Raw genomic sequence first — 25,275 nt, forward strand, 5'->3', positions numbered from 1 at the left:
AGCAAAACATCCACTAGACGCGACATACTGCTCGTCCGTTGCGGAAATTTATCTCTGTCGATTTACAGGTCCCTGCATTCCGGCTCTTTCCCTGCACCGGCGAACGCAGCAGTTATGTCTGTTGGGAATGCGCATGTATCGTATTTCACATGGACCTGAAAAAGATTCGCAATGCTGGCAGCGCGCTGGCACTCGCCTCCGTCTGCCTCCTCGCGCTTCCCTGCCTGCCCGCACATGCTCAGGCTGATAAAGATAAGCCTGCCGACAAAGCTGCTCCCGACAAAACCGACAAATCCGATAAGCCTGGCCTTCTCCCGCTTCCAGCCGATGCACATACACAGCAAACCATGGAGCTGAATGGCAAGACGCTGCATTACACCGTCACCGTGGGCACGCTGCCAACCCGCGACAAAGAAGGTAAAGAAGCGGGCAAGGTGGTCTTCACGGCTTATACCGTCGAAGGTGCCAACCGGCCTGTAACCTTCGCCTTCAACGGTGGTCCCGGAGCGTCGTCTGTTTATCTCAATTTTGGAGCCATCGGCCCCAAGCATCTCGCCAAGGTGGGAAATGAAGGCGACAGCCCATCTGATCCCGCAACGCTGGTCGATAATCCCGGCACATGGCTCGACTTCACCGATCTCGTCTTCATCGACCCGATTGGTACCGGCTTCAGCCGCGCTACCGTGCCTGAGGCCGACGCCAAGAAGCTCTTCTACAGCACAGAGCCTGACATCGAATACCTTTCGCGCGTCGTCTACGATTGGCTCGTCAAGAATGACCGCCTGACCTCACGCAAGTATCTCGTCGGAGAAAGCTACGGCGGCTTCCGCGGCCCGCGCATTACGCATTATCTGCAGTCGCAGCTTGGCGTGGCCATGAACGGCGTTGTGCTGGTCTCGCCTTATCTAAACCCCACTATCGAAGACAATGGGGATCTGTCGCCTATCCCCTGGATGGTGACGCTGCCCTCCATCACCGCCGCGCACCTGGAGCGAGAGCACAAGCTTACCCAGCAGGCCATGTCCGACGTCATCGCGTACACCTTCGGCGAGTACGCGACCGATCTCTTCAGGGGCCGCACCGATCCTGAAGCCACCGCCCGCATTGTTAAGCGTGTCACCGAAATGACCGGCCTCGATCCCGAGTTCGTAAAGCACTCCGGTGGACGGCTCGAAACCGGGGCTTATCTGCGCGAGGCTTTCCGCGAAGAAGGCAAAATAGGCTCCGTCTACGACTCGAACGTGACTGCGTATGATCCATTCCCCTACTCGCCCGATCAGCGCTCGAACGATCCTCTGCTCGAAACGCTCATCGCTCCGAGCACAACCGCCATGGTCGACTTTGTGACGCGCACCGTGGGATGGAAGGTCGATGCCCGCTATAACGCGCTTTCGTTCGATGTGAACCGCCTGTGGGACGGCGGAGATGAACTGCGCAAAGGCTCAGTGGAAGACCTTCGGCAGGCCGTGGCGGCCGACCCCAAGATGCGAGTCATCATCGCCCACGGATGGAACGATCTTTCCTGCCCCTTCATGGGATCGGTCCTCACCGTGAACCAGATGCCGCTCATGGGCACTGACACCACGCGCGTGGCCGTGCATGAATATCCGGGCGGCCACATGTTCTACACGCGCGAATCCAGCCGTCTTGAGCTGAGAAAAGATGTGATGGATATGGTCGACAAACACTGATCCAAAGCCAACCTGATTGATACAAGTACGACCTGGGTGCCCCATCCTGAGCTGAAGGAAGGGTGGGGTTATCTCAACCTTTTTTCTTCTGCTTACAGCTGGGTGCCCCATCCTTTCGCGCTTTTTTGCGAAAGGGTGGGACTTCAACAAGCTAAGCCCAGTTTCATTCAGATGAAAAGGGGACGAATGGAAGGGACGAGCGTGAGAAAAGGTAGAAGCACCGGGCTTTGGCCCGGTGATAAGTGGACAATAGAAAGGGGCTTTAGCCCCGGGATTTTTTCAATTCAATGCCGAACACAGTCAAAACATCAGCAATCTGAATCAACCCTTCTTCTTCTGCTCACCCGCCTGCATATTCAGCTTCTGTTCCTTCTTGTCGCGCATGACGGTAAGCTGCACCTGTTTACCGCGATTGCTATGCAGGATCTTCACCCAGTCAGCACGGGAAGCCATGTTGCTGTTGTTGACCTTGGTGATGATGTCTCCAGCCTTGAGCCCTGCCGTGGACGCTGGGCTGTTGTCATCGACGCTTCGCACCAGCAGGCCTGTCCCATCGCTCACGCCAAAGTAACTCGCCAGCTGTGTGCTCAACACATCTACATCCGCGCCCACATAGAGGCCGTTTGTCGTGAATACACCGAAGAAACCGTTTCCAAACCAGCGCGAAGAAGGCGCTGAAAGACCGTCCATCACCGGCTCCTGGCTGGGGTCAGGAACGGTAAAGTGCTTTGCCCAGGCGTCCGCTTCCACCTTGGCGCGGTCGGCCATCTCGACAGAAATATTCTGCAGCTGCCCGTCCCGGCTGATGACGAAGTTCGCTGTATGTCCCGGCGGCGTCTCGCGCAGCATGCGGTGCAGCTGATCGGCGTTGTCAATGCGCTGGCCATTCATCTCGAGCACTACGTCGTGAAGCTTTAGACCGGCTTTATTCGCAGGCGCATCGTGATCGATCGTGACGATCTCTGCGCCATGATTGTCTTTAAGTTTGAGGGCTGCGGCGCGCTCGTTATCGATGTCATGGGTATTGATACCCAGATAGCTTTGTGGATTATGCGCCAGATAGGCAGGAGTCTCGCTAAAAACAACAGTAAGCGGTTGCGCAGCTAACTCTCCTGCACCGAAGGAGAGTACCGCCCCCCCCGCTGCAAGAATCGTCCAACCCAGCCTCAAAAAGTGTTTCATGTGCGTTTCAATCAGTCCTTCCTATTTGTAGGACTTTCTTATGAAAAGGACGTTATCGTTTGATTTTCGACTTCTATTGTATTTGCGGTAATTGCTGCAGCACTTGCCGCGAAACCGTCCGAATCTGCGGATTATCGTCCTGCAATGCCACGGTATGCAAGACTTCCCTCACGCTTGAGTCGCTTTCGACCGGCTCAATCAGATTAATGGCCTGCGAGCGAACCTGCGGGTCGGAGTCCTTCATTAGAGCCTCAAGCACCGCATCGCGCACGCGCATATCTTCGGCCACATACGGTTGCAGTCCTTCCAACGCCTTCATCCGAACACTGGAATCCTTGTCATAGCGCAGGGCAACCATCAAGGCGTTGCGGATGGGGCCATCATCGTCACACTGGCGTCCATTGCGGCACTCATGAGCCAGCAGATCTACGGAGTCGTCACGCACACCCGCATTCAGGTGGTTCTGCGTTCCCAGCAGCAGAAGCTGGCGTATACGGGGGTCGTCCGCCGTTCCCTGCATCGTTTCCGGGACTAATTTGTTGTAATTCACCTTCACGATGTCTGACTTCGGATCGCGTGTGATCCCGCTTACATTCGCGATCTGAGCGGGGTTCTCTTCGACCACTGCCGGCGGCTGACCGAGATTCAAAATCAGCTTGGATTGTTCCGCTTCATGCGCCTTCAGCCCGGCACGATAACCGCCATACCCGCCCGCACCCAGACCCACCAGCAGCAGCAGCGAAGCCATTACGGGGGCGGCGCGCAAACGGCCAACCCCGCGGGTCAGGAGCTGCGTAAGCCGTACCAGCCAGCTTCCATGCGGAATGTTATCGAGCGCCTCTTCCAGGCGCATACGGGCCTGCGCCAGCATGGCCGCGGGTGGCTCTTCGACCGGATAGAGCGCCATGGTGGTCTTGAAGCCGCGCATCGCCTGCATATCGCGGCGGCAATCGTCACACTCCCGCAGGTGCTGTTCGAGTTGGTGGTTGGCGTCGTCGGAGATTTCTCCGTAGGCTGCCAACGCAATATTCTGTTGAGCCAGATCACACTTCATGGCTTTCATCCTTTGCCTCACATTGCCTCAAAAAATTTACTTTCAATCGGCTTCTTTGAGCCTTCTTGCGAGGCCTTTGGCCCCTTCTTGCTATGGTTAAAACCTAGGTTCTAACGTATCTCCGCCAGATTTGCGCGTAACTTTCGTGTTGCTCGAAAGAGCGTGTTCTTCGCTGTCTCTTCCGTTGTGTTCAGCATTTCGCCAATGGTTCTCAGCTTCAGTCCCTGGTAATGCTTCAGCTCAAAAACCATCCGCTCACGGGGTGTCAGCGTATCGAGGGCAGCTTGAATTTTCTGCCCCAGAATTTTGCGCTGCAGCTCGCGGTCAGGATTTGCTCCGGCCCGGTCATCGCTGACATTGCTGAGCAGGTCCATCTCTTCGCCCGAAGCGTCGATCATCACCGCCGGGTCTTCGCGCCGGGACTTGCGCCGCCGCAACTGGTCGAGGCACAGGTTGGTAACGATGCGGTAAATCCACGTATAAAACGAGCACTCGAAACGAAAATTTCCGAGATAGCGGTAAGCCTTTAGAAAGGCTTCCTGGTGAATATCCTGCGCGTCCTGCTCAGAGCCTGTCAGATGCAGCGCCAGCCGCAGCACGGCTTGATCATACTGACGCACCAGAAGATCAAAGGCTGCGCGTGAGCCCTGCTGGGCCTCGCGGATCAGCTCCGTTTCCGTAGTACGGTCGCGTACGTCTGTCAGCATGCGCTGCGAGGATTGTATCGTTCGACCCTCAGGATGCGCGTTGGCCGTCGTGGGGACGGGAATTCTCAGTGCGTCTGCCGGCATACTTCCACTGCTCCAGAATGCGATCGCAAATGCAATGAAATAGACGATTCGGAACGACTTTCGTTAGCCGAAGACGTTGCTTTTCAGATTCCTTTAAACTCGGCTCATGGTCTTTGAAAGCACTCTTTTCCCCCACTCTGAACCTGAAACGAAGTCTGGCTGGATTACCGCCTTCTGTGACGGCGGCTCCCGCGGCAATCCCGGCCCCGCAGGATATGGCGTCTATATTCAGGACGAAAATGGCAAAAAAGTGGCCGAACTGAGCGAGTTTTTGGGCAAAAAAACGAACAATTTTGCGGAATATTCGGGCCTTTTAGCGGCACTGGACTACGCCATTTCCCACGGCCATACCCACTTGAAAGTCGTCGCCGATTCAGAACTGATGGTGAAACAGATGAAGGGCCAATACAGGGTCAACAGCCCCGAACTTCGTCCCCTTTATGACGAGGCGAAAAGCCGCGCATCCAAGCTGGAAGCCTTTCAGATTCAACATGTTCTGCGATGCAAGAATCAACGTGCCGACCAGCTTGCCAATCAGGCAATGGACAAAGGCACCGGCAAGTCTCCACAGCCTGCTGCGCCTTCAGCACCCAAGCCGCAGATTCTACGAGGTTTTGTGAAAGGCGGCGTTATCCACCTGGTTGAGGGTGAGCTGCCGGATGGAATTTTTGTACGTGTAACGCGAGAAAGCTAGGAATTTCAACAGGTTACCAGTCTCGTCAACCTTTCATAATGATCGCGCGGCTTCGTCACTATAATGCGGGCCATGTTTCCTTATGATTCCGCGCTGTTGCCTGCGGTGCAATCGACGCCTGTTTCCATAGCCGATGTCCTCACCATCCTGCGCACCATCGACGGCACTTGCGCGGACGGGGACGGACTGAAGTGGTTCAACTGGCTCTATCTGCAGGTCACGGAGGCCGTCGAAGCCCGCATCGTCGCTGGCGGCTTCAGCGCTCCGGCATGGCTTGCCGCGCTCGACGTGCAATTCGCACGCCTTTACTTCAACGCGCTTGCCGCATCACTCTTAGGCCAGCCTGTGCCGGATTGCTGGCAGGCGTTGTTTGAAAGGCGCAATCAAGCCCAGATCGCCCGCATCCAGTTCGCCTTCGCCGGGATCAATGCACACATTAATCACGATCTTGCTGAAGCGATTGTCGCCACCTGCACAGCAACCGGTTCTGTTCCGGCGCACAGCGGAGTTCTGTATACCGACTACACAGCCCTCAATTCGACACTCGACAGCCTGATTGATCAGGCCAAGCATACCCTGGACGTTCGCCTTCTCGGCGACGCGCTCCCGCCCGCGGCGCAACTGGAAAACACGCTTGCGGCCTGGAGCGTCAGCGCCGCCCGCGAATCCGCCTGGCGAAACGCGGAGATTCTGTGGCACCTGCGGGCATCGCCTGATTTGTCGTCCGCTTTTATGAATTCGCTCGACGGTTTGAGCAGTGTAGCCGGGAACGTTCTTCTGGTTCCTGTCCCCTGACAGACCGCGTATCTACGCCTTCACTGCCCCGATTGCCGGGTCGCTCATACTGTCCTTCCCGGTTTCAAGATGCCCGGCCAGTTGATGGCGAAAGCTGGGATCGCCCTCGGACTCGATAGTCAGGTCATACCAGCCGAAAGTGTCGTTGAGCTGCCATTTCTGGCGCCATTCTTTGCCTGCGTGCAGGGTATGAGAGATCGACTTTTCGCTATATGCGTCGCGTACACGCAAATTAAAGTCGGCATTTCCGCGATTGCGCAGCCGAAGCTGGACATGATTGCCGGCGGCATCGTAGTCCACCGTGCTCTCAATCTGATCTTTCGGGCCTCCCTTGAAAGCTCTCAGGAACCCATTCGGGCCGTAGACGGCAAGATCATAATCAGCCTGTATCTCCCAGGTATCGGACAGCTCGGCGTTCGGACCGACGGTGTAGCTGCGCGGGTGAATGCCGCTCTGACCGGAGCGCACATGGAAGACGGCTCCCTGCTTTCCCGCATTCCTGAAATGAAGCTGGAAATGACCGGAATCGGCGATGCCTTCCATATATAGCTCATAGGGCAAGACACGGGACGGACGTGTTCCCGGCTCCTGTACCGGCATGGCCTGTTCGACGGGAGGCGCAGGCTTGTAGTCCGGATGACTTTTGTTATCCGGAGGAAGATAGGCAACGGTATGCGGCAACAAAACAGCGCTGCTGCTGGGCGCTGAAAAATCAAAAGCCGAAGTCAGATCACCGCAGACTGCTCGGCGCCATGGAGTGATATTTGGTTCATGTGCACCGAAACGGGCTTCGATAAAGCGAATCATCGAAGTATGGTCGAAGACCTGAGAGTTGACCCACCCGCCCTTACTCCAGGGCGAGATCACGATCATCGGCACGCGTACACCCAGCCCATATGGGCCAGCGGGATATTTCTCGTGTCCGGGAAAGATGTCGTGCGTCGTTTCCACGGTGGACAGACCATGGTCTCGCGATTGCGGAGGCACAGGCGGCACCATGTGATCGAAGAAACCGTCATTCTCGTCATAGGTGAGGAAGAACGCGGTCTTGCTCCACACTTCAGGATTTGCAGTCAGCGCGTCCAGAATCTGCGAGACGTACCATGCGCCGTAATTCGCGGGCCAGTTTGGGTGTTCGGTATAGGCCTCGGGGGCAACAACCCATGAAACCTGTGGCAGCTTACCGGAAGTTACATCTTTACGGAACTCGTCGAAGAGCGAGCCGCCGGCGGCGATGCTTGTCCCGGTTTTTGCCCGGTCATGCAGTGGGCTGCCCGGCTCCGCCTGCTGATATTGCTTGAAGAAGAGCAGCGAACTGTCACCATAGGTGCCCATGTAGGCGTTCTTGGTCTGGCCCCATTCCTCTTTGGCGGTCAGACCACCGCCAATGTCCTGATAAATCTTCCAGCTCACGCCCGCTTCCTGCAGGCGCTCCGGATACGTAGTCCAGGTGTAGCCCGCCTCCGCGTTATCGACAACCGGACCGCCCCCCTGGCCGTCATTGCCAACCCAGCCTGTCCACATGTGGTAGCGGTTTGGATCGGTGGGGCCGAGCAGCGAGCAATGGTAGGCATCGCAAATCGTGAAAGCGTCGGCTAGGGCGTAATGGTAAGGAATGTCGCTGCGAACAAGGTGCGCCATCGTGGTCGTTCCCTTGTTGGGAATCCACTGGTCATAATGGCCTTTATTGTGGGCTTGCTGGGTTGAAGTCCAGTCGTGCGGCAGGTCTTCGAGAAATTGCAGTCCCAGATTCGGTGCTCCAGGATGAAAGGGTAAGAGATGGTCTTCGCCATTCGGCTGATACCAGACTGGCTTACCGGAGGGCAGGCGAACGGCTCGCGGATCTCCAAACCCACGAACACCGCGTAAAGCACCGAAATAGTGATCAAAAGAGCGGTTTTCCTGCATCAGGATGACGATATGCTCGACATCGTTGATAGTCCCAGAGCGATGGCTGGCAGGAATCGCGAGCGCCCGGCTGATGCTGGCCGGGAAGCTCGCGGTAAGGGCGCTGGAACTGAGTAACTTTAGGAAGCTGCGGCGGCTCGTGCTCATTGCGACTAAAAATCCTAATGAAAATCTATTGCTTGAGCGCCGATTCAATGGCGGCTATGACCTGAGGCGAATCTGGCGTCACATTCGGCTCGAATCGGGCGACCGGCTTACCATTGCGATCGAAGACAAACTTCGTGAAATTCCACTTGATATCGCCGCCGATCTGCGGGTTCGCCGACTTATCGGTAAGAAAGGCGTAGAGTGGCGCCTTGTTATCGCCCAGCACCGAGACCTTGGCCATCATCGGAAATGACACGTTGTATTTTGTGCTGCAGAACTTCTTGATTTCTTCGTTCGTGCCCGGCTCCTGGCTGGCGAAGTTATTGGCGGGGATACCGACGATCACCAGTCCGCGATCCTTGTATTTTTCATAGACCGATTCAAGTGCCGAATATTGTGGGGTGAAGCCGCATTTACTGGCGACATTGACCAGCATGAGGACTTTGCCGTGGTACTCCGATAAAGGAGTGGGCTTGCCGTCAATAGACTTCAGCGTGAAGTTGTAAACAGACATGGTGGCGGCCATGAGGCTGCCCGCCATGCAAAGCACAAGTGCAGACGCGATCTTACGCACAGTTTTCCTCCGGATGATGCTGGAATTATAGCGGTCTGCCGTTACGAAGGATGGCAGGCCGGGCTATTTCATGACGTGTTTACACAGCCTTTTAGTCTCATAAAGATGACGCCTTCAAAATGTATGATCCTGATAAAGATTGAAATTCAAGGAGAGCATCATGTATCAGCCTGATCCTAAACGCTACGAACAAGCGGAATACCGCCGCTGCGGGCGCTCGGGAATCGTTCTGCCCCCCATCTCGCTCGGACTCTGGCAAAACTTTGGCGGCGAGGACGTTTTCGAAACGGGACGTGCTGTGATTCGCCGCGCTTTTGACCGCGGCGTGACACATTTCGACCTGGCGAACAACTATGGGCCGCCCTATGGCTCGGCGGAAGAGAATTTTGGATTGATCCTGAAAAAGGACTTCGGCAGCCTGCGGGATGAGCTGATTATCTCGTCGAAGGCGGGCTGGGATATGTGGCCGGGACCTTATGGCATTGGCGCGTCCAAGAAATATCTCATTGCCTCGCTCGACCAGAGCCTCAAGCGCATGGGTCTTGAGTATGTCGACATCTTTTACGCGCACCGGCCGTGGAACGACACGCCGCTCGAAGAGACGATGGGCGCTCTGGCGCAGATTGTGCGGCAGGGTAAGGCGCTTTATGTGGGCATTTCTTCCTATGGGCCGGAGCGGACGAAGCGCGCTTATGAAATTCTGTGCTCGGAGGGCGTTCCGCTGCTGATCCACCAGCCTTCTTACTCCATGCTGAACCGTTGGATCGAGGCCGGGTTGCTGGACACTCTCGGTACGCTGGGCGTGGGCTGCATCGCATTTTCGCCGCTGGCGCAGGGTTTGCTGACGAACAAGTATTTGAACGGCGTGCCAGCGGATTCACGTGTGAAGCTGGATAACAGCAGCTTCAGTAAGAATTTTCTGAGTGAAGAAAATCTGAACCGCGTGCGGGCGCTGCATGCGATTGCTGAAAAACGCGGGCAGAGCCTGGCGCAGATGGCCATTGCCTGGGTGCTGCGCGATGCTCGCGTGACTACAGCGCTGATTGGGGCGCGGAATGTGGCGCAGCTGGATGATTCGCTTGATTCGCTGAAGAAGCTGGAGTTTTCTGAGTCGGAATTGAAAGAGATTGATCAGCACGCTAAGGATAGCGGGATTGATTTGTGGCGGTCTGTTTCGGCGGAGTGAGTGTCCACCTTTTGATTTGAAGTCCGTCATTCTGAGCGCAGCGAAGAATCCAGATAATATCTGGGATAGCGGAACTGTTTCAGGATTCTCACACAAACCGTTGGCTCCTTACTCGCGCCAACATTCTCTGAATTCTTCGCTGCGCTCAGAATGACGGCATATCTGGCTTAGCTGCCGGCCAGCTTTGACTTCACAAGTTCGCTTACCTGGCGGCCATCGGCGCGCAGACCGGATGCCTGAATGCGAGCTTGGACCAGCTTCATGGCGGCTCCCATGTCTCTGGGGCCGAAGGTTTGTCCGGTGAGCGCTTCGTCTACAAGCTTCTTGATCTCTTCTTCCCCGGCTGCCTTGGGCATGTAGCCTTCGATTAGTACGATTTCCGCCTGCTCTTTTGCAGCTAGCTCCGGGCGATTTCCCTTGGTGAACTGCTCGACGGATTCCTTGCGCTGCTTGATGAGCGTAGTGAGAATCTGCTGGGCTTCTGCTTCGGTAAGGGGTTGGCGCTTCTCGATCTCTTTGTTTTTGAAGGCGGTCTTGACCATGCGCAGCGTGGAAAGGCGCTCGGATTCGCGCGCCTTCATGGCGGCGATAATATCTTTTTCAATCTGCTGGACTAAATTTTCCTGACTCACGTGTCTCCGGCTCCGATAGCGGGCTTGAGGATGGCCCAAACCTCTCATTATAGAAAGAAACGCGTTTTCGAGCCTCTGGATACAATAAATGTGAGGATTTCGAGACAATGATTCGCAAAACGCGCCTGTTTACGCCCGGTCCCACGCCGCTGCTTCCCGCAGCCCAGTTCGCCATGGCGGCTGCCGATATTCACCATCGGACGCCTGAGTTTCGCGCCCTGTATCTGCGGGTGCTCTCGCAGTTAAAGGACTTTGTCGGCACCAAGAACGATGTGCTGCTGCTGGCCTCATCAGGAACCGGCGCGATGGAAGCATCGGTATCGAACCTGACTTCGCCCGGCGATCGCGTGCTGGTGCTGACTGCTGGAAAATTTGGCGAGCGCTGGGAGGCGTTGGCAAAGGCATTCGGCTGCGTCGTCGATGCGATCAAGGTTCCGAATGGCCAGACTTTCTCGCTGGACGAAGTGCGCAAGGCTTTGAAGCCGGAGACGCGCGCCGTGCTGATGCAGGCGACCGAGTCCTCGACCGGCGTGCGCCACGATGTGCAGGGCGTAGCCGCGCTGCTGAAGGATGCAAAGAGCGATGCGCTGTTGATTGTGGACGCTATCACCGGCCTTGGCACCACGCACTTCGATGTGGATGCCTGGGGCGTCGATGTGATCATCGGCGGTTCGCAGAAGGCGGTTATGATTCCGCCGGGTCTTGCTTACCTTGGGGTCAGCGATCGCGCATGGAAGGCGATGGAGACCTCGAAGAATCCGCGCTACTACTTCGACCTGCGCAAGGAGCGGAAGAACGCGCAGAAGGGTGAGTCGGCCTATACGCCGGCGGTGGCTCTGATTGCCGCTCTGGGTGCGGCGCTCGATTACATTGCCGCGCAGGGCGGAGGCGATCTCGCCACTGGCCGCAAGGCGCTGGTAGACAATGCGGAGACCTGCGCTGCGATGACGCGCGCTGCGGTCGAAGCTCTTGGATTGAAACTATTCGGCCCGGATGCTCCGGCTGCCGCCGCGACCGCTGTTCTGCCGCCAGAGGGCGTGGACTCTGGGGTGATTGTGAAGGATCTGAAAACCCGCTTCGCTGCTGTGATTACGAATGGACAGGGCGAAATGAAGGGGCAGATCTTCCGCATTGCACATATCGGCTTCTTCGACTACATGGACACGATTGCGATCATCGGCGCGCTGGAACAGGTGGCTGCGTCGGCGCTGAAGCTGCCGGGGTTTGAGTTTGGCAAGGCTCTGGCTGCTGCGCAGAAGGTCTACGTGGAGCGCACAACGAAGGCTGCTTCCGAAACGCTGGAAGCGGTTGGAGCACGGTAGGCTGCTGTTTTCCATATTGACGACGGAATCAGGGAAGAATCTCAAAGCTGCTGGCTGTGCCAATTTCTCTGAGATTCTTCGCTTCGCTCAGAATGACCTGATCGAAGCTGCAATGAATTTCTGAAGACTCGTCCTCCCCACATAATTTGAAGGAGCAAGATGAAGATCGTTCTCGCCGAAAAAGTTTCCCCCGCGACACTCGCTGTTTTCAAATCTGAGCCGGACTGGCAGATTCTTACCCATGACCAGATCACGGATCTGCCGGAAGCGCTGGCCGATGCCGATGGCCTCGTAGTGCGTTCGGCTGTGCAGGTGGATGACAAGCTGATGGCTTCTGCGCCTAAGCTGCGCGTGATTGGCCGTGCAGGAGTAGGCGTGGATAACATCGACGCGGACGCTGCTACTCGTCGCGGCATCGTGGTGATGAATACCCCGGGCGCGAATGCGATTGCTGTCGCCGAGCTGACGATCGGCCTGATGCTCGCGCTGGGACGCATGCTGCCGAAGGCTAACTCGACCATGCATGCAGGTAAATGGGAGAAAAAATCACTGCAAGGTACAGAGCTGCGTGGTAAAAAGTTCGGCATCCTTGGCCTGGGGCGTATCGGCCTTGAAGTGGCCCGGCGCGCACGCAGCTTTGGGATGGAGCTGATCGGGCATGATCCTTTTGTTTCGGCTGCAGTCGCGCGCGAGAATGCCATCCGGCTGGTGACGGTCGAGGAGCTGTTCAGCGAGTCGGATTACCTGACGCTGCATGTGGGACTCACGCCGCAGACGACGGGAATCATCAATGAAAAAACGCTGGCCACGATGAAGAAGGGTGTACGGATTATCAACTGTGCGCGCGGCGAGCTGATCGTGGAAGAGGCGCTGGCTGATGCGCTGAAGAGCGGGCACGTTGGCGGCGCAGCTCTGGACGTGTTTCATAAGGAGCCGCTGAAGGATTCGCCGTTCTTTGGGCTGGAAAACGTGATTCTGACACCGCATATCGCGGGGTCGACTGCGGAAGCGCAGGAGGCCGTGGGCGTGCAGATTGCGCTGCAGGTGCGCGAATATCTGAAGCTGGGCGTGGTGCAGAATGCGGTGAATTTACCGTCGCTTTCGCACGAAGAGTACCTGGAGGTGGCGCCTTACATTGATATGGCGGGGCGTCTTGGCACCTTCCTGGCACAGTTTCCGGAAGGCAGCATTGAGAGCATTGAGCTTTCATACAGCGGGCGCCTTGCGGAAGGCAAGACAGAGTTGATTCGCAACAGTGCCATTGCCGGCGTGCTGGGCCACTCGGAGAGCGTCAACCGCATCAACGCAGCGGCGATTGCCGCCGAACGCGGCATTCGCATCCACGAAGAAAAGAAAGAGGCTGCATCGGGCGGAGCGGGCAGCGTGCTGAAGCTTACATTGCATACGCCGACGTCCGACTTCACCGCGAGCGCTACGGTGTTGCACGGCATTTCTGCGCGTTTGCTGAGCCTCGACAATATTGACATTGAAGCTCCGCTGCAGGGTGCGCTGCTCACGATTCACAACCGCGATGTGCCCGGCGTCATCGGCCGGGTCGGTACGATTCTCGGCGATCACGAGGTCAATATCGCAAACTTCGCTCTTGGCCGTTCAGATCGCAGCCGCCGCGTGCCGCAGGGCGATGCACTAGCTGTGGTGCAGGTGGATGGGAGCATTACACCAGCGGCGCTGACCGCACTTCGTGACGTGGATGCCATTCTTCAGGTGCATATCGCGAATCTGGATGGTGCGAAGTAGCGCGTCTGTTCCCTTTTTTATTGCGGGGGTTGCGGATTTGCCTGGGTATCGGTCTGAGCTGGCGGCTGTTTTGTGGAATCGGAGCCCTTAGAAATAAAGGGGACATGGAAGGGAAGTTCGGCGTTGCTCTTCTTGGCTGCCTTCTGTTTTGAGGGCGATTCCTCGGCTACGATCGTGCGCTGAGAGTTGATGCAGAGCCAGTTGGAGCGCACGCGTTGGTAGACATGCGTGAAGATGCCGCGCTCTTCGATAGTATCGCTGCCGGTCTTGCGACGTGTAATGTAGGTGCCATTGACGACGGCAACGTCACCCAGCATACGTGCGCTGATAACGCGCTGTTCCATGGTGAGCGGGTCGGTAGTTTTCTGGAAAAGCTGTGCAATCTGCTGGTTGCGCGTGGTTACCTCACCGCCGGCTGAGATACCGACGTACAGCGGGGACAGCAGCAACTCCAGACCGTACTGATCGCGCTTCACGATGGCATCGCTCCACTGATCTTCAAGCTTCTGCATCTCTTTGATTTCAACGGATTGCGAGGCGTTAGCTGTGGCGGGAGTAACGGCGACGGAACTTTGAGCGGACAATAGAGCAGCAGGTGCGCAAAGCACAATCAGAAACAGAGGAAAACGGGTCAATGTATGCTTCATAGTTGCATTTGGGGTGTCATGCTGATGATATCGCTTTCTGACTATTAGACGAAATAGATGCCTTGAGCGGTGCATTCGGGGGACAAATGCACAAAAATGACCCAGTTTTCAACTGGATTCACTGATACATCTGCTACCCAAAGGTGGCCTACACTAGAGTTTCATGGCCACAACTCCCGATATCGCTTTTGAGCGCGGACTGCCTGCAAGCATCGACGCCGAGCGCTCGATCCTTGGCGCAATCCTGCTCGATAACCATTCCTACAACGAAGCTGCGGAGAAGGTGAACGCGGACGATTTCGCGTTGGATTCGCATCGCCGCATCTTCGCGCGCATGGCGGAGCTGATCGACGCGGGTCGCGCGGTCGATATCGTCACTCTTGCCGAAGAGTTGGCCAAGCGTAAAGAAGTCGAGGCCATCGGTGGCGTTGCCTATCTCGCATCGCTGACTGAAGGTCTGCCGCGCCGCATCTCGATTGAAGAGTACGTCCGCATCGTGAAGGACAAGTCTCTGCTGCGGCAACTCATCAATATCTGCTCGACTGCGATCACACGCGCCGCCGATCAGGGTGAGGAAGCGCTCGAGGTGCTGAACGCCGCAGAGAGCGGCCTGCTCGAAGTCACCGAGCGCGGCATCACGCGCGGCTTTGCAAGTATTCCGGAGATTGTCAGTGGTTCCTTCGGCAGCATCGATAACTTGTTCAAGGAAGGCCAGCGCGAAGTAACAGGACTCGCCACGCACTTCACCGATTTCGACAAGATGACCAGCGGGTTGCAGAAGTCGGAGTTGACGATCATTGCAGCTCGCCCGTCCATGGGAAAAACGGCGTGGGCAATTAATATCGCGCAGAATGCTGCCGTACATGGCGGCAAAATCGTCGCCATTTTTTCGCTGGAAATGTCAAAAGAATCTCTTTTGCGACGCATGCTTGCTTCGCAATCATTGGTCGATTCGCAAAAGATTCAGAAGGGTTATTTTACGGGCGAAGATCAGCGGAAGCTGACGCATGCGCTGGAGCAACTGGTCGAATCACGCATGTACATTGACGATACGCCCGGCATCTCGCTGACCGAAATGCGCGCCAAGGCGCGACGTTTGCGACAGATGTCGGGATCGCTCGACCTGATCGTGATCGATTATCTACAGCTGATGACGGCGAGCGTAGTTGGAGTTGGCGGAAAGCGCTATGAGAACCGAACCCAGGAAGTCTCTGCAATTTCGCGTGGACTGAAAGCCTTGGCGAAAGAACTTGACGTTCCAGTTATTGCGCTTTCGCAGTTGAGCCGTGCCTCGGAGCAGCGCGGAGGCGATAAGAAGCCGATGCTCTCTGACCTGCGCGAATCTGGTTCCATCGAGCAGGACGCGGACGTTGTCGCATTCATTCATCGCGAGGCGTATTACAACCGGGATGAGAACGGCCAGCCCGATCCTGATACCGAGGGCAAGGCTGAAATCATTATCGCCAAGCAGCGTAACGGCCCAACCGGTTCTGTGCATCTGGCATATATCTCGAAGTGCACACGCTTTGAGAATCTTGCTTATGGGCAGGATGGCGGCGATTACTAGCTTTGTAACTCAGCGCCGCTCTGGAGTAGTGGTTTTAGCAGCAAGCAGCGCCTCGTATTGCTGCTTTTCGCGTGCGGCATCGGCAGGGCGGGCTGCTTTCTCATACGCAGCAGCCAGCTCGCGGTGCACGTCGGCAATCGACGGGTCAGCTTTCTCCAGTGCGACGAGACGATCCACGCCATTGTTGAGATTACCTGCCTTCACCATCGCCGCGGCGTAAATGAAATCAAGCTGAGGGATTGTATTGATCTGCGCTTCCATCGGCTGCAGCGTCTGGAGCGTTGCTGCGTAGTCGCCAACCATGTACTGACTGATGCCCAGCATCGAGCGCACGTTTGTATCCGCCGGCGCCGCATGGAGAGCACGGCTTAACGGAAGCACGGCATCCTGAAACTGACCGGCTGAAAGCGCGGCGCGTCCCCAGTTGACATCGAGGCCTTCGAGCGATGGTTTCCATTCAGCAGCGCGATGGAAATACGTCAACGCGGAGGTGAAGTCTTTGCCGCTTGCAGCGATGGCGCCGAGATTGTTGTAGCTATCGGCGAGCGCCGGAGACAACCGCTTTTCAAAAGCGTCGATCTGCTGACTTGATTCGCTGACAGCAGCATTCTGTGTTCCCGGGGTCGATTTCTTTTCTCCGATGGAATCGGCATCACCAGAACGGTTCGCGGATGCGTCGGCAAGATAATCGGCAAGCCGGTCACGATCGAGCGTGAGGCTCTGTTTCGTGAGCGCTGCGGAAGCTTCCATTTCTTTGTGTGCTTCGTCCGCATGGCCGGATTGCATGAGTATCCGCCCCAGGAGATAGTGTGCCTTCTGCACCTGGTAACGATTGTGGGAAACGTCCCGCGTGGTCGCAATCGAATGGCGCAATGCGGTTTCTGCTTCGGCAGGCCTGCCGGTATCGAACAACAACTGCCCGAGATAAAAATATGCGTCCGGATTTTCGCCGTTCAGTTCGATTGCCCGTTTGAGATCGCGTTCCGCTTCAGCATACTTATGCTGGCCTTGTTCCAGATGGCCAAGCGCTGCGTATGTGAGCGAATCGTTTGGCGAAACCGCCAGCTCTTTGTGCAATTCTTCTTCGGCTTCTGCGATTTTGGCGCCTTCGGAGCTGGACAGATACACGGCTGCGAGCGCGTAGTGCGTTCCCGGCAGGTGACCATCGAGCGCGATGGATTTCTGAAGCTCGTTGATAGCATCCTGCTGGAAGTCCGAATTGCCATAGGCGAGCCCGAACTGGCGATGGATGAGCGCCGTATCTCCGAAGGCGGTCTGCATCTCGGAGAAGACTTTCGCCGCGCAGGGTTTGTCCTGCATATTCAGGCAGGCGATGGCCAGCGCATAGCCACTTTCGAAATCGGGTTCAAGCGCTACGGCGGATTCAAATTCCTGACGCGCCTCGTTTCCCTTATTTGACTTCGAGAGCACTCGACCGAGAATTAGGTGCGCCTTTGCAGTGGCATTTGTATTTGCGGGATAGTCATGGATCACCAGCTGCGCCAGCGTTGCCGCACGGGAAAAATCGCCGTGTGCGAAGGCGGCGCGGGCATATTCAATTTCAAGCGCCGGCGAGTTTGGCGCGAGGCGCAGAGCTTCGTCAAACAACGGTGCGGCTTTCTCGTATTCACCCAGACGCGCACGTTCGATTCCGAGTTCGTCGAGGGCGTCGGCGATAAAAATGCGATATTGACGGGCGGCTTGAACGAGGTCGCCAGAACTTTGGAATTTCTGGGCCGCATCATAGTGCTGTTGCAACACAGAGTTTGCACCGTTTTGCGCTACAGAGATGGCCACGCTGCATAATGCGAGAAGAAGCATGGCGTATTTTGCGGAGGATTTCATCTGCTGCCGTACGATGTCGGGCTTAGCTTCCTGTTGATTGTGAACCTTCTCCGCATGCTGATAACTACTGCTTCTAGTCCTGACACTTTGTAGTTCGTCGATCACCCGGTCCTGCAATCCGACACTATATGCGAAAGGCTATGCCCCAGGAAAGCGGCATAGCCTTCGGTTTGAGAGTTCTGATGGGAGCAGCTTACGGCTGCTCCCGGTTTAAGGTTAGAACGAATATTTCACAGCGAGTTCGAGAATACGCTGCGTCGGTGCGCCCGCCTTGTTGTCGAGGACACCGAAGTTGTCAATGTTGCCGGAAGGATAGTTGCTGGTGTTCTGCGTATATGCCTTCGTGGCATAGTCCACGTTGTAATGCAGCGTGAGCTGGTTATTGCCGCTGAATTGGGGCAGCGGGTGATTGAGGAAGTTGAAGGCAGAGGCGCGGATCTGCACTGCCTGGCCTTCCGTGACATGGAAGGTTTTGTAGAGGGCGAGATCGCTGTCAAAGTACGGAGCGCCAGAGATATAACGATACTGGCTCGGTCCGAACGTTCCTATCGACGGTGGGGTGAAGCATTCTGCCTTCAGCTTCTGGTTGTTGCTCAATCCCGCTGTCGGATCGCAGGTCAGCTCGGGTTGAATCGAGTAGGACGCTGACGTTCCGTAGAGAGTTGCGTTGCCGATGCCGCTCGTAATCCCTGCCGCAGAAGCGTTTGTCGGAAGATTGACATATGCCAGCGACATGCTGAAGTTCGGGCTGCTCAGCGCTTGCAGATTGCCACCAGCCTGCCATGTGGTAATACCAGAAATGGTCCAGCCATTGACAGCGCCTTCCAGCAATTTATTACCGTGGTACGCCTGCCCTACGTTGTATGCGTAGGAGGTGTTGATGACATGCGGGCGGTCGATCGAAAGCACACCATAGTTGTTGTTGATGTTGAATGGATCGATCTGCAAGCCAGTTCCGAGACTCTTGGACCAGGTGTAGTTAAGGTTGAAGGTCAGCTTATCGCTGCGCTTTACCCAGCTCACCTGCATGCCATTGTAGTTGGCATAGCCGATGTTCCGGTTTACGTCGATGGTGTTGGTGCCATAAGCATAGCCATAGGGGCGATAGTCTGCTTCCTTGTTGCTCGTTGAACCGGGGCCACCAAGGTTTTCCGGGTTAGGCGAAACCACGCCGGTTACCGGATCAGGCTGGTAGAAAGCTCCGACTGGCACCTTGTTGTAGTTTGTAAAGTCGCCAAAGCCACTGCCCGACACGCTCTCGCCACCGACAACCAGATTCGAGGTCTGATTACCGACGTAGGCTATTTCAAAGAGAGTGTTCCATGGCGCCTGCTGTGAGACGGTGAAGTTGTAGCTGTAGGTCACCGGCATGCTGTCGTCTGTCGGGCTAAGAGCATTCACTCCGCCGTTGATGCCACCGGGAGTTGGCGGCTGCAACTGACCGATCTGCGAGAGCAATACGCTCTTCTGTCCAGGCAGTCCATAAGACAGGATGTGCTGCGAAGTAGTGAGAGCGCCGGTGAAATCGTTGTACTGATCGGAGAAGCGATACTCGCCCCATCCACCACGCAGGATTGTCTTGCCCGTTCCATAGAGGTCATAGGAAAGGCCGAAGCGAGGTTCGACGTAGACAAATGCATCCGGTTGCCCACTCTTCGGGATTTTTGAATCAATTCCGTGGGAGCGGACGCCGGGGTTGACGAGGCCGTTTGCGAAGTCCGCTGATACTAGATCAGGGTAGAAGACGGACATGCCATCACCCTGACGATCGTACCAGTGACCAATGTGGTCGAAGCGAACTCCGTATTCTAGCGTGAAGCGATTGGTGACTTTCCAGATGTCATTACCATAGAAAGAAACAGTCTGGTAGGCCATGTCGCTCACGGGCGAGGAGCTGTTTTCTGCGTAGCTGGTGACGACGCCCATCAGGAAGTTGGCGGTCGGGTTTTTTGGCGAACCCATCAGCTGGCCAGTAAGAACGTTGGGATTCTGTCCGCTGAAGCTGTTGAGAGCCCCATTGGGGGATTCGGATGCGCCCTGGATATTGCCGACGTTCTCAGTGAAGGCGCCAGCCTTGATGGTGTGCGTCTTCCAGACCTTGGTGACATCGTCCGCGAAGGCAGGCATTTCTTTGCGGACCAGGTATTGACCGCCAGTCTCAAAGATGTCCTGCTGCGAGAAGTCGGGGAAAGTCAGCGTTCCCGCCGAGCTATAGGACGGAATCAATTTAGAGCCAGTGTTAAAGACCGTGCCATACGAACCCGGATAGCCGAGTGTGCTGCGGTAAGCCGCTGTCTGATCCGGTGGCGCGACGGGGAAGTTGCCGTATCCCCAGCTGGCGATGAACTCATTGGTGAGTGTCGGGCCGAAGATGTGTACGAAGTGGCCGGCAAGCGCTTTCGAGTAAGAACTGCTCGTAAGGCCGCCGCCAGGGTAAGGAATGGAGTTGCCGGGTGTCCAGTAGATGTGCGCGCCATTGCCCTGCGAGAGAGCGGCGTCAAAACCCTGCTGGTACGAGATGAAAAACTGGTTGTTCTGATTGAGGTTGTAATCGACACGCAAGCGGTAGAGCCAGCCATCGTGGGTGCCCGGGATGATCTGGTAATAGTTGTAACCACCGGGGGTGGATGCCGGGTTTGCATTGGCGGCGGGCCAGAACTTGGAAAGTGCCATCGCGCCTGGGTCAAGGAACTGGGATGGAATCATGCCTGCCGGACGAGTGCCTTGGCCAACGGTGGTTCCGTCAGGAAGGATGGTTCCGGTCAGATCGTTGCAACCGTTGGTATTGGTGGCATTGAGGGTGCCCTGGCAGAATGCCGTGTTGGCAGCCGTATTGGTGAAGTTACCGGCCATCATGTCCGGAGTCGGAATGAAGGACGTCAGAACGTTGGCGTTGCCAGTATTCTGCAGGAAACGTTCGTAGCCGCCCCAGAAGAACAGCTTCTTGTGCGTGAAGGGGACCGGTCCTCCGAAGTTGCCGCCAGGATAGTAATAGTGGGCCGCGCCACGCGGGTCGCCCTGATGATTGCTCTGCCAGTCATTGGCGTTTAGAACGTCGTTGCGTGCATAGAAATATCCTTCACCGTGATACGAGGCGCCACCGGATTTGCTGATGGTGTTGATGACCACCGGGCCGTGTGGGGCATCGGCGCCGAAGTTTGAGGTCTGCACCTGAGCTTCCTGCGTCATGTCCGGATTGATGGTCGCGATGGCGTTGCAATCGCAGCCGGGATCATCGACGTCCACGCCGTCAGCCAGCTGCGATGTGCCGCCGCGGTTGGGAGCGCCGTTCGCATTCAGGCCGTTACCCACCGCGCTTTGCGCCACGCTGACAGAGAGTGCGCTGAACTGAGGGCCGTTGCTGATGCCGTTGGCCACTGAAGTCACGCCTGGCAGAACCTTAAGCAGCTCGGAAAGGTTACGAGACTGCAAGGCGAGCTGCTGGATATCTTTCGAATCGAGAATCGCAGCGCGCTGGCCATTTTCTACGGGGATGATCTGCGTGCTCGTCTGGACGGTAACAGTTTCCTGCGCCGTGCCCACGTCCATCATGAGGTCGGGAATCTTTTTTACATCACCGGCGTTGATCACAATGCCGTGCTGCTCGAGCGCCTTGAATCCGCCGGCCTCTATCTTTACCGAGTAAGAACCGGAAAGCAGTGCCGGAAATGCGAAGTAGCCGTCGCCATTCGCCACGGTATTGCGGATTTCCTTGGTGGCGTCGTTCTGCAGGGTAACGGTTGCGTTTGATATGACGCTTCCCGACTTGTCAGTGACGGTGCCGTTGATAGTCGCGGTGACCTGCGCATGCAGGGCCGGCAGGAACAGCAGCCATGCCATACATGCCACAAGTATAAGGATGCGCCGCCGGAAAATGGCAGCTACAGATGAAATGTCTCGTGAGAGACATATATATTTCATTTCTTTGCCTCCAAAAATAACTGAACTTACACGTTTTCTAAGCATTGCCACTTGCCGGAACCTGCTTTGTTCGGGGGATGGTACTGGCAGAGGCTGCATTTCTGTATGGAATGCCTACTCAGAGGGCACCAGAAAATGCATTTAGTAAAACAACCGGCGCATATCCAGATCAAACGATTTTTTAGCCAATCAAAGTGATGTCCAGACATTCAATAAATCGTTTTATTACCCACGGCGGCAAACGTTATCTGAATCGTGATTCGATTGTCAAGCAGAACTTCTATCTCTTTGGAATCCCTTTTGTTTTCAACTGGACAGGGTGAACGCAAAATCCGAGGCCGAGCGATAGGCTGGATAAGCCCGCAGGACCGCTCGCACTCACGTGCCCTGCCCAAGCCGCCATCATCAATGTCCTGAGACAGTTCGGTGAGAGAAAGAGTCCGTTCCGACGGCCTCTATGCTAAAAAGCAACCGTTCAGAAATCTATTGTCTCGGGCCAACGGAAGGAGCGGGTGAATTTTGTTTGGCGCCGGGTTGAGGCAGGCAACCCCGCATCTTGAAGCAAATTATGGATCAACATCATCGATGAATGCCCGCTTCCCTGCCTGGTCAAATTTGAGGGATCATTTCTTGATTCCGTCAAATCCCGAAATCAGGATAAAATTGAAATGCCTAATCTATTCACGTGGGTTTGTATGAACCACGTCTGAGGACCTTTTCCCTGACATCCGCCGACCAAACCATCCAAGATCGAGTTTTGAAAGTAATTGCTACCTCGAAACGTGTGCCCATCGAGAGTGTGCAGCCCGACAGCAGCTTCGAATCCCTGGGAATCGATTCGCTGGATCGACTGAATATCCTCTTCGACCTCGAAAGCGAGTTTGACATCGAGATTAACGATGAGGAAGCTAAGCAGGTCCAGAATATTCACGAGATGATTGAAGGCATCACCCGTCTTGTGGAGGCGAAGAACACCTCTTCGCCCAGCGAATAGCATGCATCGCGTCGTCGTTACCGGAACTGGCGTGGTAAGCGCCGTGGGCAGCAACACCACAGATTTCTGGCGTGCCTTGCGTTCGGGCCACTCCGCTATTCGAGAGATCTCGAGCATCGATCCCGCGCAGATCCGGTTCAAACACGCCGCAGAAATCAAGGATTACAGACCCGAAGAACACTTTGAGCCACAGGAGATTGGCTTAATGGATCGCTTCGCCCAGTTTGCGGTTCTTGCCGCACGCCAGGCGATCGCCGAAGCCGGTATCGAGTGGACGCCCGAGCTGCGCGAAACGGCTGCGGTCATCACCGGTTCCTGCCTGGGAGGCCGTGCAGTCGAAGAGACGGGCTACTGGGAACTCTTTCACAACGGCAAAAGCCGGGTCCATCCGCTCACAATTCCTCTGAGCATGAGCAACGCGGGCGCAAGCCATATCTGCATGCAGTTTGGAATCGAAGGGCCTGCCTATACTATCTCTACTGCCTGCGCATCTTCAGCACACGCCATTGGGCAGGCCTTCTGGATGATTCGCTCTGGAGCTGCCCCATTTGCCATTACCGGCGGCAGCGAAGCGCCGTTCTTTCTAGGGGGTCTCAAGGCATGGGAGGCGATGCGCGTTATCAGCAAGGACACCTGTCGACCCTTCTCTGCTGAACGCAGCGGGATGATTCTCGGCGAGGGGGCAGCCATGCTGGTGCTCGAACCCCTTGAAAGAGCGCTCGCCCGGGGGGCACGTCCGCTGGCCGAGATTGTTGGTTTCGGCATGTCGGCGGACGCGAATCACATTACGCAGCCAGTGCCCACCGGTCCGATACGCGCCATGCGGCTTGCTCTTCGCGACGCTGGACTTGCTCCCGAACAGATCGGCTACATCAACGCCCACGGCACTGCCACTGAGGCTAACGATCGTATCGAAACAGCAGCTATCCGGAGCACATTCGGCGCGCACGCAGACAAGCTCGCAGTCAGCTCTACAAAGTCGATGCACGGTCATGCCCTCGGCGCTGGTAGCGCCCTGGAAGCGGTCGCCAGCATCCTGAGTCTCCGGTGCGGCACTCTTCCTCCTACAGCGAACTTTCTCACCGCCGACCCAGCCTGCGATCTTGACGTTATTCCCAATCATGCGCGGTCGATGCAGGTGGAGTCATGTCTCTCAAATTCATTCGCTTTCGGAGGCTTGAATGCTTCTCTCGCATTCAAATATCTTCCTTAGGCCTGATTCGAATTTTTAAACCAGGCTACCGATCGCTCCATTCCCTCATTGAACGGCACGCGTGAGACAAAGCCAAAATCTTTGCGGGCCTTGTCGCTCGGAAATTCCTGGTCTCGGCCTAATAGGGAAACCGCATGGCGAGTTAGCAAAGGCCGACCCGGTAGTCCGTTGAAGCGGTGGTACGGAGCTTCCATCGTTCTCGCCACGGCCATCGCCACCTTATAAGGCAAATTGATCCACGGTGGTTTTGAACCCAGCCCCGCGGCCATAGCCTCAACGTATTCGCGCCAACTCAAGCCTGTACCGTCGGTGAGATTGTATGCCTGCGCTTCTGCATGCGGACTTCGGGCAGCGGCAATGATCGCGTCCACGGCATTATCGACGTACAGAAAGCCTCCTCTCGCCTTGCCGCCAGCGATGTATGCCATCTGCCGCGTCAGCAGCAAATCCGCAATATCCTTGACGAAAGCTTTTCCCCGGGGCCCGTAGATGGTCGCCGGGCGAATCACAGTCACAGGCAGACCCAACTGCGAACTGCGCCACACCGCCTGCTCCGCCAGGATTTTCGTCGTGTTGTACGGCAAACCCACGTCCACCAATGGGCTCGTCTCGGCGCAGGCAACAGCAGGATATCCATACACGTCCGTTGTGCTGACGTGCACAAATCGTTTCAAGCCAGAGACCTGCCGCGCTGCAGCCAACAGAGTCTCTGTGCCGGTCACATTGCTCTTTCGAAAGACTTCCGTGGGCGCCCAATCTGTGGAAGCCGCGGCGCAATGGAAGATGTGTGTGGCTCCACGAGCGGCTTCGTTAACTGCCGCGCTTTCAGTCAGATCGCCGAGTACAATTCGAAGCCCGGACAGACCGGCAATGTGCCGCAGATCGGAGCTTGGCCGCGCCAGAACAGTCACCTGCTGACCTTCTTGAGCGAGCATTTCTGTCAATCGGCCGCCCAAAAAGCCACTTGCCCCGGTTACAAATACGGCCATTCGTCAGACGTTCCGCATCTTCGCAAAAACATCCAAGGCAAACTGGAGATGATCTTCAGTATGGGCAGCGGTGGTGCATAGCCGCAGCCGGGCCGCCCCCTGCGCCACCGCAGGAAAAAGCACGGGCGAGACGAGAATCCCGTGATTGCGCAGCTCTCGCGCAAAAAGGGCCGTTTTCGCATCATCGTGAAGCATGACCGGAATTACTGCGGTCTGCGACAATCCCGTGTCGTATCCCAAGCTCTGAAGACCCTCGCGAAGAAAAGCCGCATTTCTTTGTAGACGCGTAACGCGCTCGGTTTCTTCTTCCAGAATCTTTATCTTTCCCAGAACCGCCGCAGCGGCGGGTGCCGCCATCGCTCCGG

20 protein-coding genes are annotated in these 25,275 nt (G+C 56.2%); 9 read left to right on the forward strand and 11 right to left on the reverse strand.

Annotated elements, in window-relative coordinates; translation table 11 throughout:
* The first annotated feature begins 149 nt into the window (after window positions 1-149).
* Window positions 150-1,691: a S10 family peptidase gene (locus tag GSQ86_RS15050; RefSeq protein WP_158750768.1), complete on the forward strand. Its 1,542-nt coding sequence runs from the start codon at window positions 150-152 to the stop codon at window positions 1,689-1,691.
* Between the two features lie 321 nt (window positions 1,692-2,012).
* On the opposite strand, the gene GSQ86_RS15055 is transcribed toward GSQ86_RS15050, so the two are convergent.
* From GSQ86_RS15055 to GSQ86_RS15065, 3 genes are all read right to left on the reverse strand, one after another.
* Window positions 2,013-2,873 (reverse strand): PDZ domain-containing protein, encoded by an 861-nt coding sequence (locus GSQ86_RS15055; RefSeq protein WP_158750769.1) that lies wholly within the window; start codon window positions 2,871-2,873, stop codon window positions 2,013-2,015.
* A gap of 73 nt (window positions 2,874-2,946) precedes the next feature.
* A complete protein-coding gene (locus GSQ86_RS15060) occupies window positions 2,947-3,927 on the reverse strand; it encodes an anti-sigma factor (protein ID WP_158750770.1) in 981 nt (326 codons plus the stop codon).
* 110 nt (window positions 3,928-4,037) lie between these two features.
* On the reverse strand, window positions 4,038-4,634 hold the full coding sequence (locus tag GSQ86_RS15065) for an RNA polymerase sigma factor (RefSeq protein WP_254062419.1): 597 nt from the start codon (window positions 4,632-4,634) through the stop codon (window positions 4,038-4,040).
* A gap of 190 nt (window positions 4,635-4,824) precedes the next feature.
* On the opposite strand from GSQ86_RS15065, the gene GSQ86_RS15070 reads away from it, so the two are divergent.
* Window positions 4,825-5,412, forward strand: coding sequence for a ribonuclease HI family protein (locus GSQ86_RS15070; RefSeq protein ID WP_158750772.1), 588 nt, complete (start codon window positions 4,825-4,827; stop codon window positions 5,410-5,412).
* Window positions 5,413-5,484: 72 nt separating this feature from the next.
* The gene (locus GSQ86_RS15075; RefSeq protein ID WP_158750773.1) at window positions 5,485-6,207 is read left to right on the forward strand and encodes a DUF5995 family protein; all 723 of its coding nucleotides are present in this window, start codon (window positions 5,485-5,487) and stop codon (window positions 6,205-6,207) included.
* Between the two features lie 12 nt (window positions 6,208-6,219).
* Here GSQ86_RS15075 and GSQ86_RS15080 read toward each other — a convergent pair whose 3' ends face one another.
* Window positions 6,220-8,262, reverse strand: a complete 2,043-nt coding sequence (locus tag GSQ86_RS15080; protein WP_158750774.1) for a phosphocholine-specific phospholipase C — start codon at window positions 8,260-8,262, stop codon at window positions 6,220-6,222.
* A gap of 25 nt (window positions 8,263-8,287) precedes the next feature.
* Window positions 8,288-8,776 (reverse strand): glutathione peroxidase, encoded by a 489-nt coding sequence (locus tag GSQ86_RS15085; protein WP_158750806.1) that lies wholly within the window; start codon window positions 8,774-8,776, stop codon window positions 8,288-8,290.
* 220 nt (window positions 8,777-8,996) lie between these two features.
* On the opposite strand from GSQ86_RS15085, the gene mgrA reads away from it, so the two are divergent.
* Window positions 8,997-10,022: an L-glyceraldehyde 3-phosphate reductase gene (mgrA, locus tag GSQ86_RS15090; protein WP_158750775.1), complete on the forward strand. Its 1,026-nt coding sequence runs from the start codon at window positions 8,997-8,999 to the stop codon at window positions 10,020-10,022.
* 167 nt (window positions 10,023-10,189) lie between these two features.
* On the opposite strand, the gene GSQ86_RS15095 is transcribed toward mgrA, so the two are convergent.
* Window positions 10,190-10,603 (reverse strand): GatB/YqeY domain-containing protein, encoded by a 414-nt coding sequence (locus GSQ86_RS15095; RefSeq protein WP_371720661.1) that lies wholly within the window; start codon window positions 10,601-10,603, stop codon window positions 10,190-10,192.
* Window positions 10,604-10,761: 158 nt separating this feature from the next.
* On the opposite strand from GSQ86_RS15095, the gene GSQ86_RS15100 reads away from it, so the two are divergent.
* Both GSQ86_RS15100 and serA read left to right on the forward strand, forming a co-directional pair.
* Entirely contained in the window at window positions 10,762-11,976 is a 1,215-nt protein-coding gene (locus GSQ86_RS15100; RefSeq protein ID WP_158750777.1) for an alanine--glyoxylate aminotransferase family protein, read from the forward strand.
* A gap of 159 nt (window positions 11,977-12,135) precedes the next feature.
* A complete protein-coding gene (gene serA / locus GSQ86_RS15105) occupies window positions 12,136-13,734 on the forward strand; it encodes a phosphoglycerate dehydrogenase (protein ID WP_158750778.1) in 1,599 nt (532 codons plus the stop codon).
* Window positions 13,735-13,751: 17 nt separating this feature from the next.
* Here the strand turns inward: serA and GSQ86_RS15110 are convergent, their stop codons facing one another.
* Window positions 13,752-14,369: a nuclear transport factor 2 family protein gene (locus GSQ86_RS15110; RefSeq protein ID WP_158750779.1), complete on the reverse strand. Its 618-nt coding sequence runs from the start codon at window positions 14,367-14,369 to the stop codon at window positions 13,752-13,754.
* A gap of 175 nt (window positions 14,370-14,544) precedes the next feature.
* Here GSQ86_RS15110 and dnaB point away from each other — a divergent pair, with 175 nt between their 5' ends.
* A complete protein-coding gene (dnaB, locus tag GSQ86_RS15115; RefSeq protein ID WP_158750780.1) occupies window positions 14,545-15,948 on the forward strand; it encodes a replicative DNA helicase in 1,404 nt (467 codons plus the stop codon).
* Window positions 15,949-15,957: 9 nt separating this feature from the next.
* Here dnaB and GSQ86_RS15120 read toward each other — a convergent pair whose 3' ends face one another.
* Complete coding sequence (locus GSQ86_RS15120) at window positions 15,958-17,898, reverse strand: tetratricopeptide repeat protein (RefSeq protein ID WP_158750781.1); 1,941 nt, start codon at window positions 17,896-17,898, stop codon at window positions 15,958-15,960.
* A 111-nt stretch (window positions 17,899-18,009) separates the two neighbouring features.
* Window positions 18,010-21,633, reverse strand: coding sequence for a carboxypeptidase regulatory-like domain-containing protein (locus GSQ86_RS15125; protein ID WP_158750782.1), 3,624 nt, complete (start codon window positions 21,631-21,633; stop codon window positions 18,010-18,012).
* 838 nt (window positions 21,634-22,471) lie between these two features.
* On the opposite strand from GSQ86_RS15125, the gene GSQ86_RS15130 reads away from it, so the two are divergent.
* Together GSQ86_RS15130 and GSQ86_RS15135 are read left to right on the forward strand one after the other, a co-directional pair.
* Window positions 22,472-22,708, forward strand: a complete 237-nt coding sequence (locus GSQ86_RS15130) for an acyl carrier protein (protein ID WP_254062417.1) — start codon at window positions 22,472-22,474, stop codon at window positions 22,706-22,708.
* 1 nt (window position 22,709) lies between these two features.
* On the forward strand, window positions 22,710-23,921 hold the full coding sequence (locus GSQ86_RS15135; RefSeq protein WP_158750783.1) for a beta-ketoacyl synthase: 1,212 nt from the start codon (window positions 22,710-22,712) through the stop codon (window positions 23,919-23,921).
* On the opposite strand, the gene GSQ86_RS15140 is transcribed toward GSQ86_RS15135, so the two are convergent.
* Both GSQ86_RS15140 and GSQ86_RS15145 read right to left on the reverse strand, forming a co-directional pair.
* Window positions 23,918-24,910 carry an NAD(P)-dependent oxidoreductase gene (locus tag GSQ86_RS15140; protein ID WP_158750784.1) on the reverse strand — a complete coding sequence of 331 codons (993 nt, stop codon included), beginning with the start codon at window positions 24,908-24,910 and terminating at the stop codon, window positions 23,918-23,920. The two genes, GSQ86_RS15135 and GSQ86_RS15140, sit on opposite strands and share 4 nt — an antisense overlap.
* Before the next feature lie 3 nt (window positions 24,911-24,913).
* The coding region (locus tag GSQ86_RS15145) for an aminotransferase class I/II-fold pyridoxal phosphate-dependent enzyme (protein ID WP_158750785.1) at window positions 24,914-25,275 on the reverse strand (362 nt) is incomplete at its 5' end.

Source organism: Acidobacterium sp. S8 (genome assembly GCF_009765985.1).
GTDB lineage: Bacteria > Acidobacteriota > Terriglobia > Terriglobales > Acidobacteriaceae > Alloacidobacterium.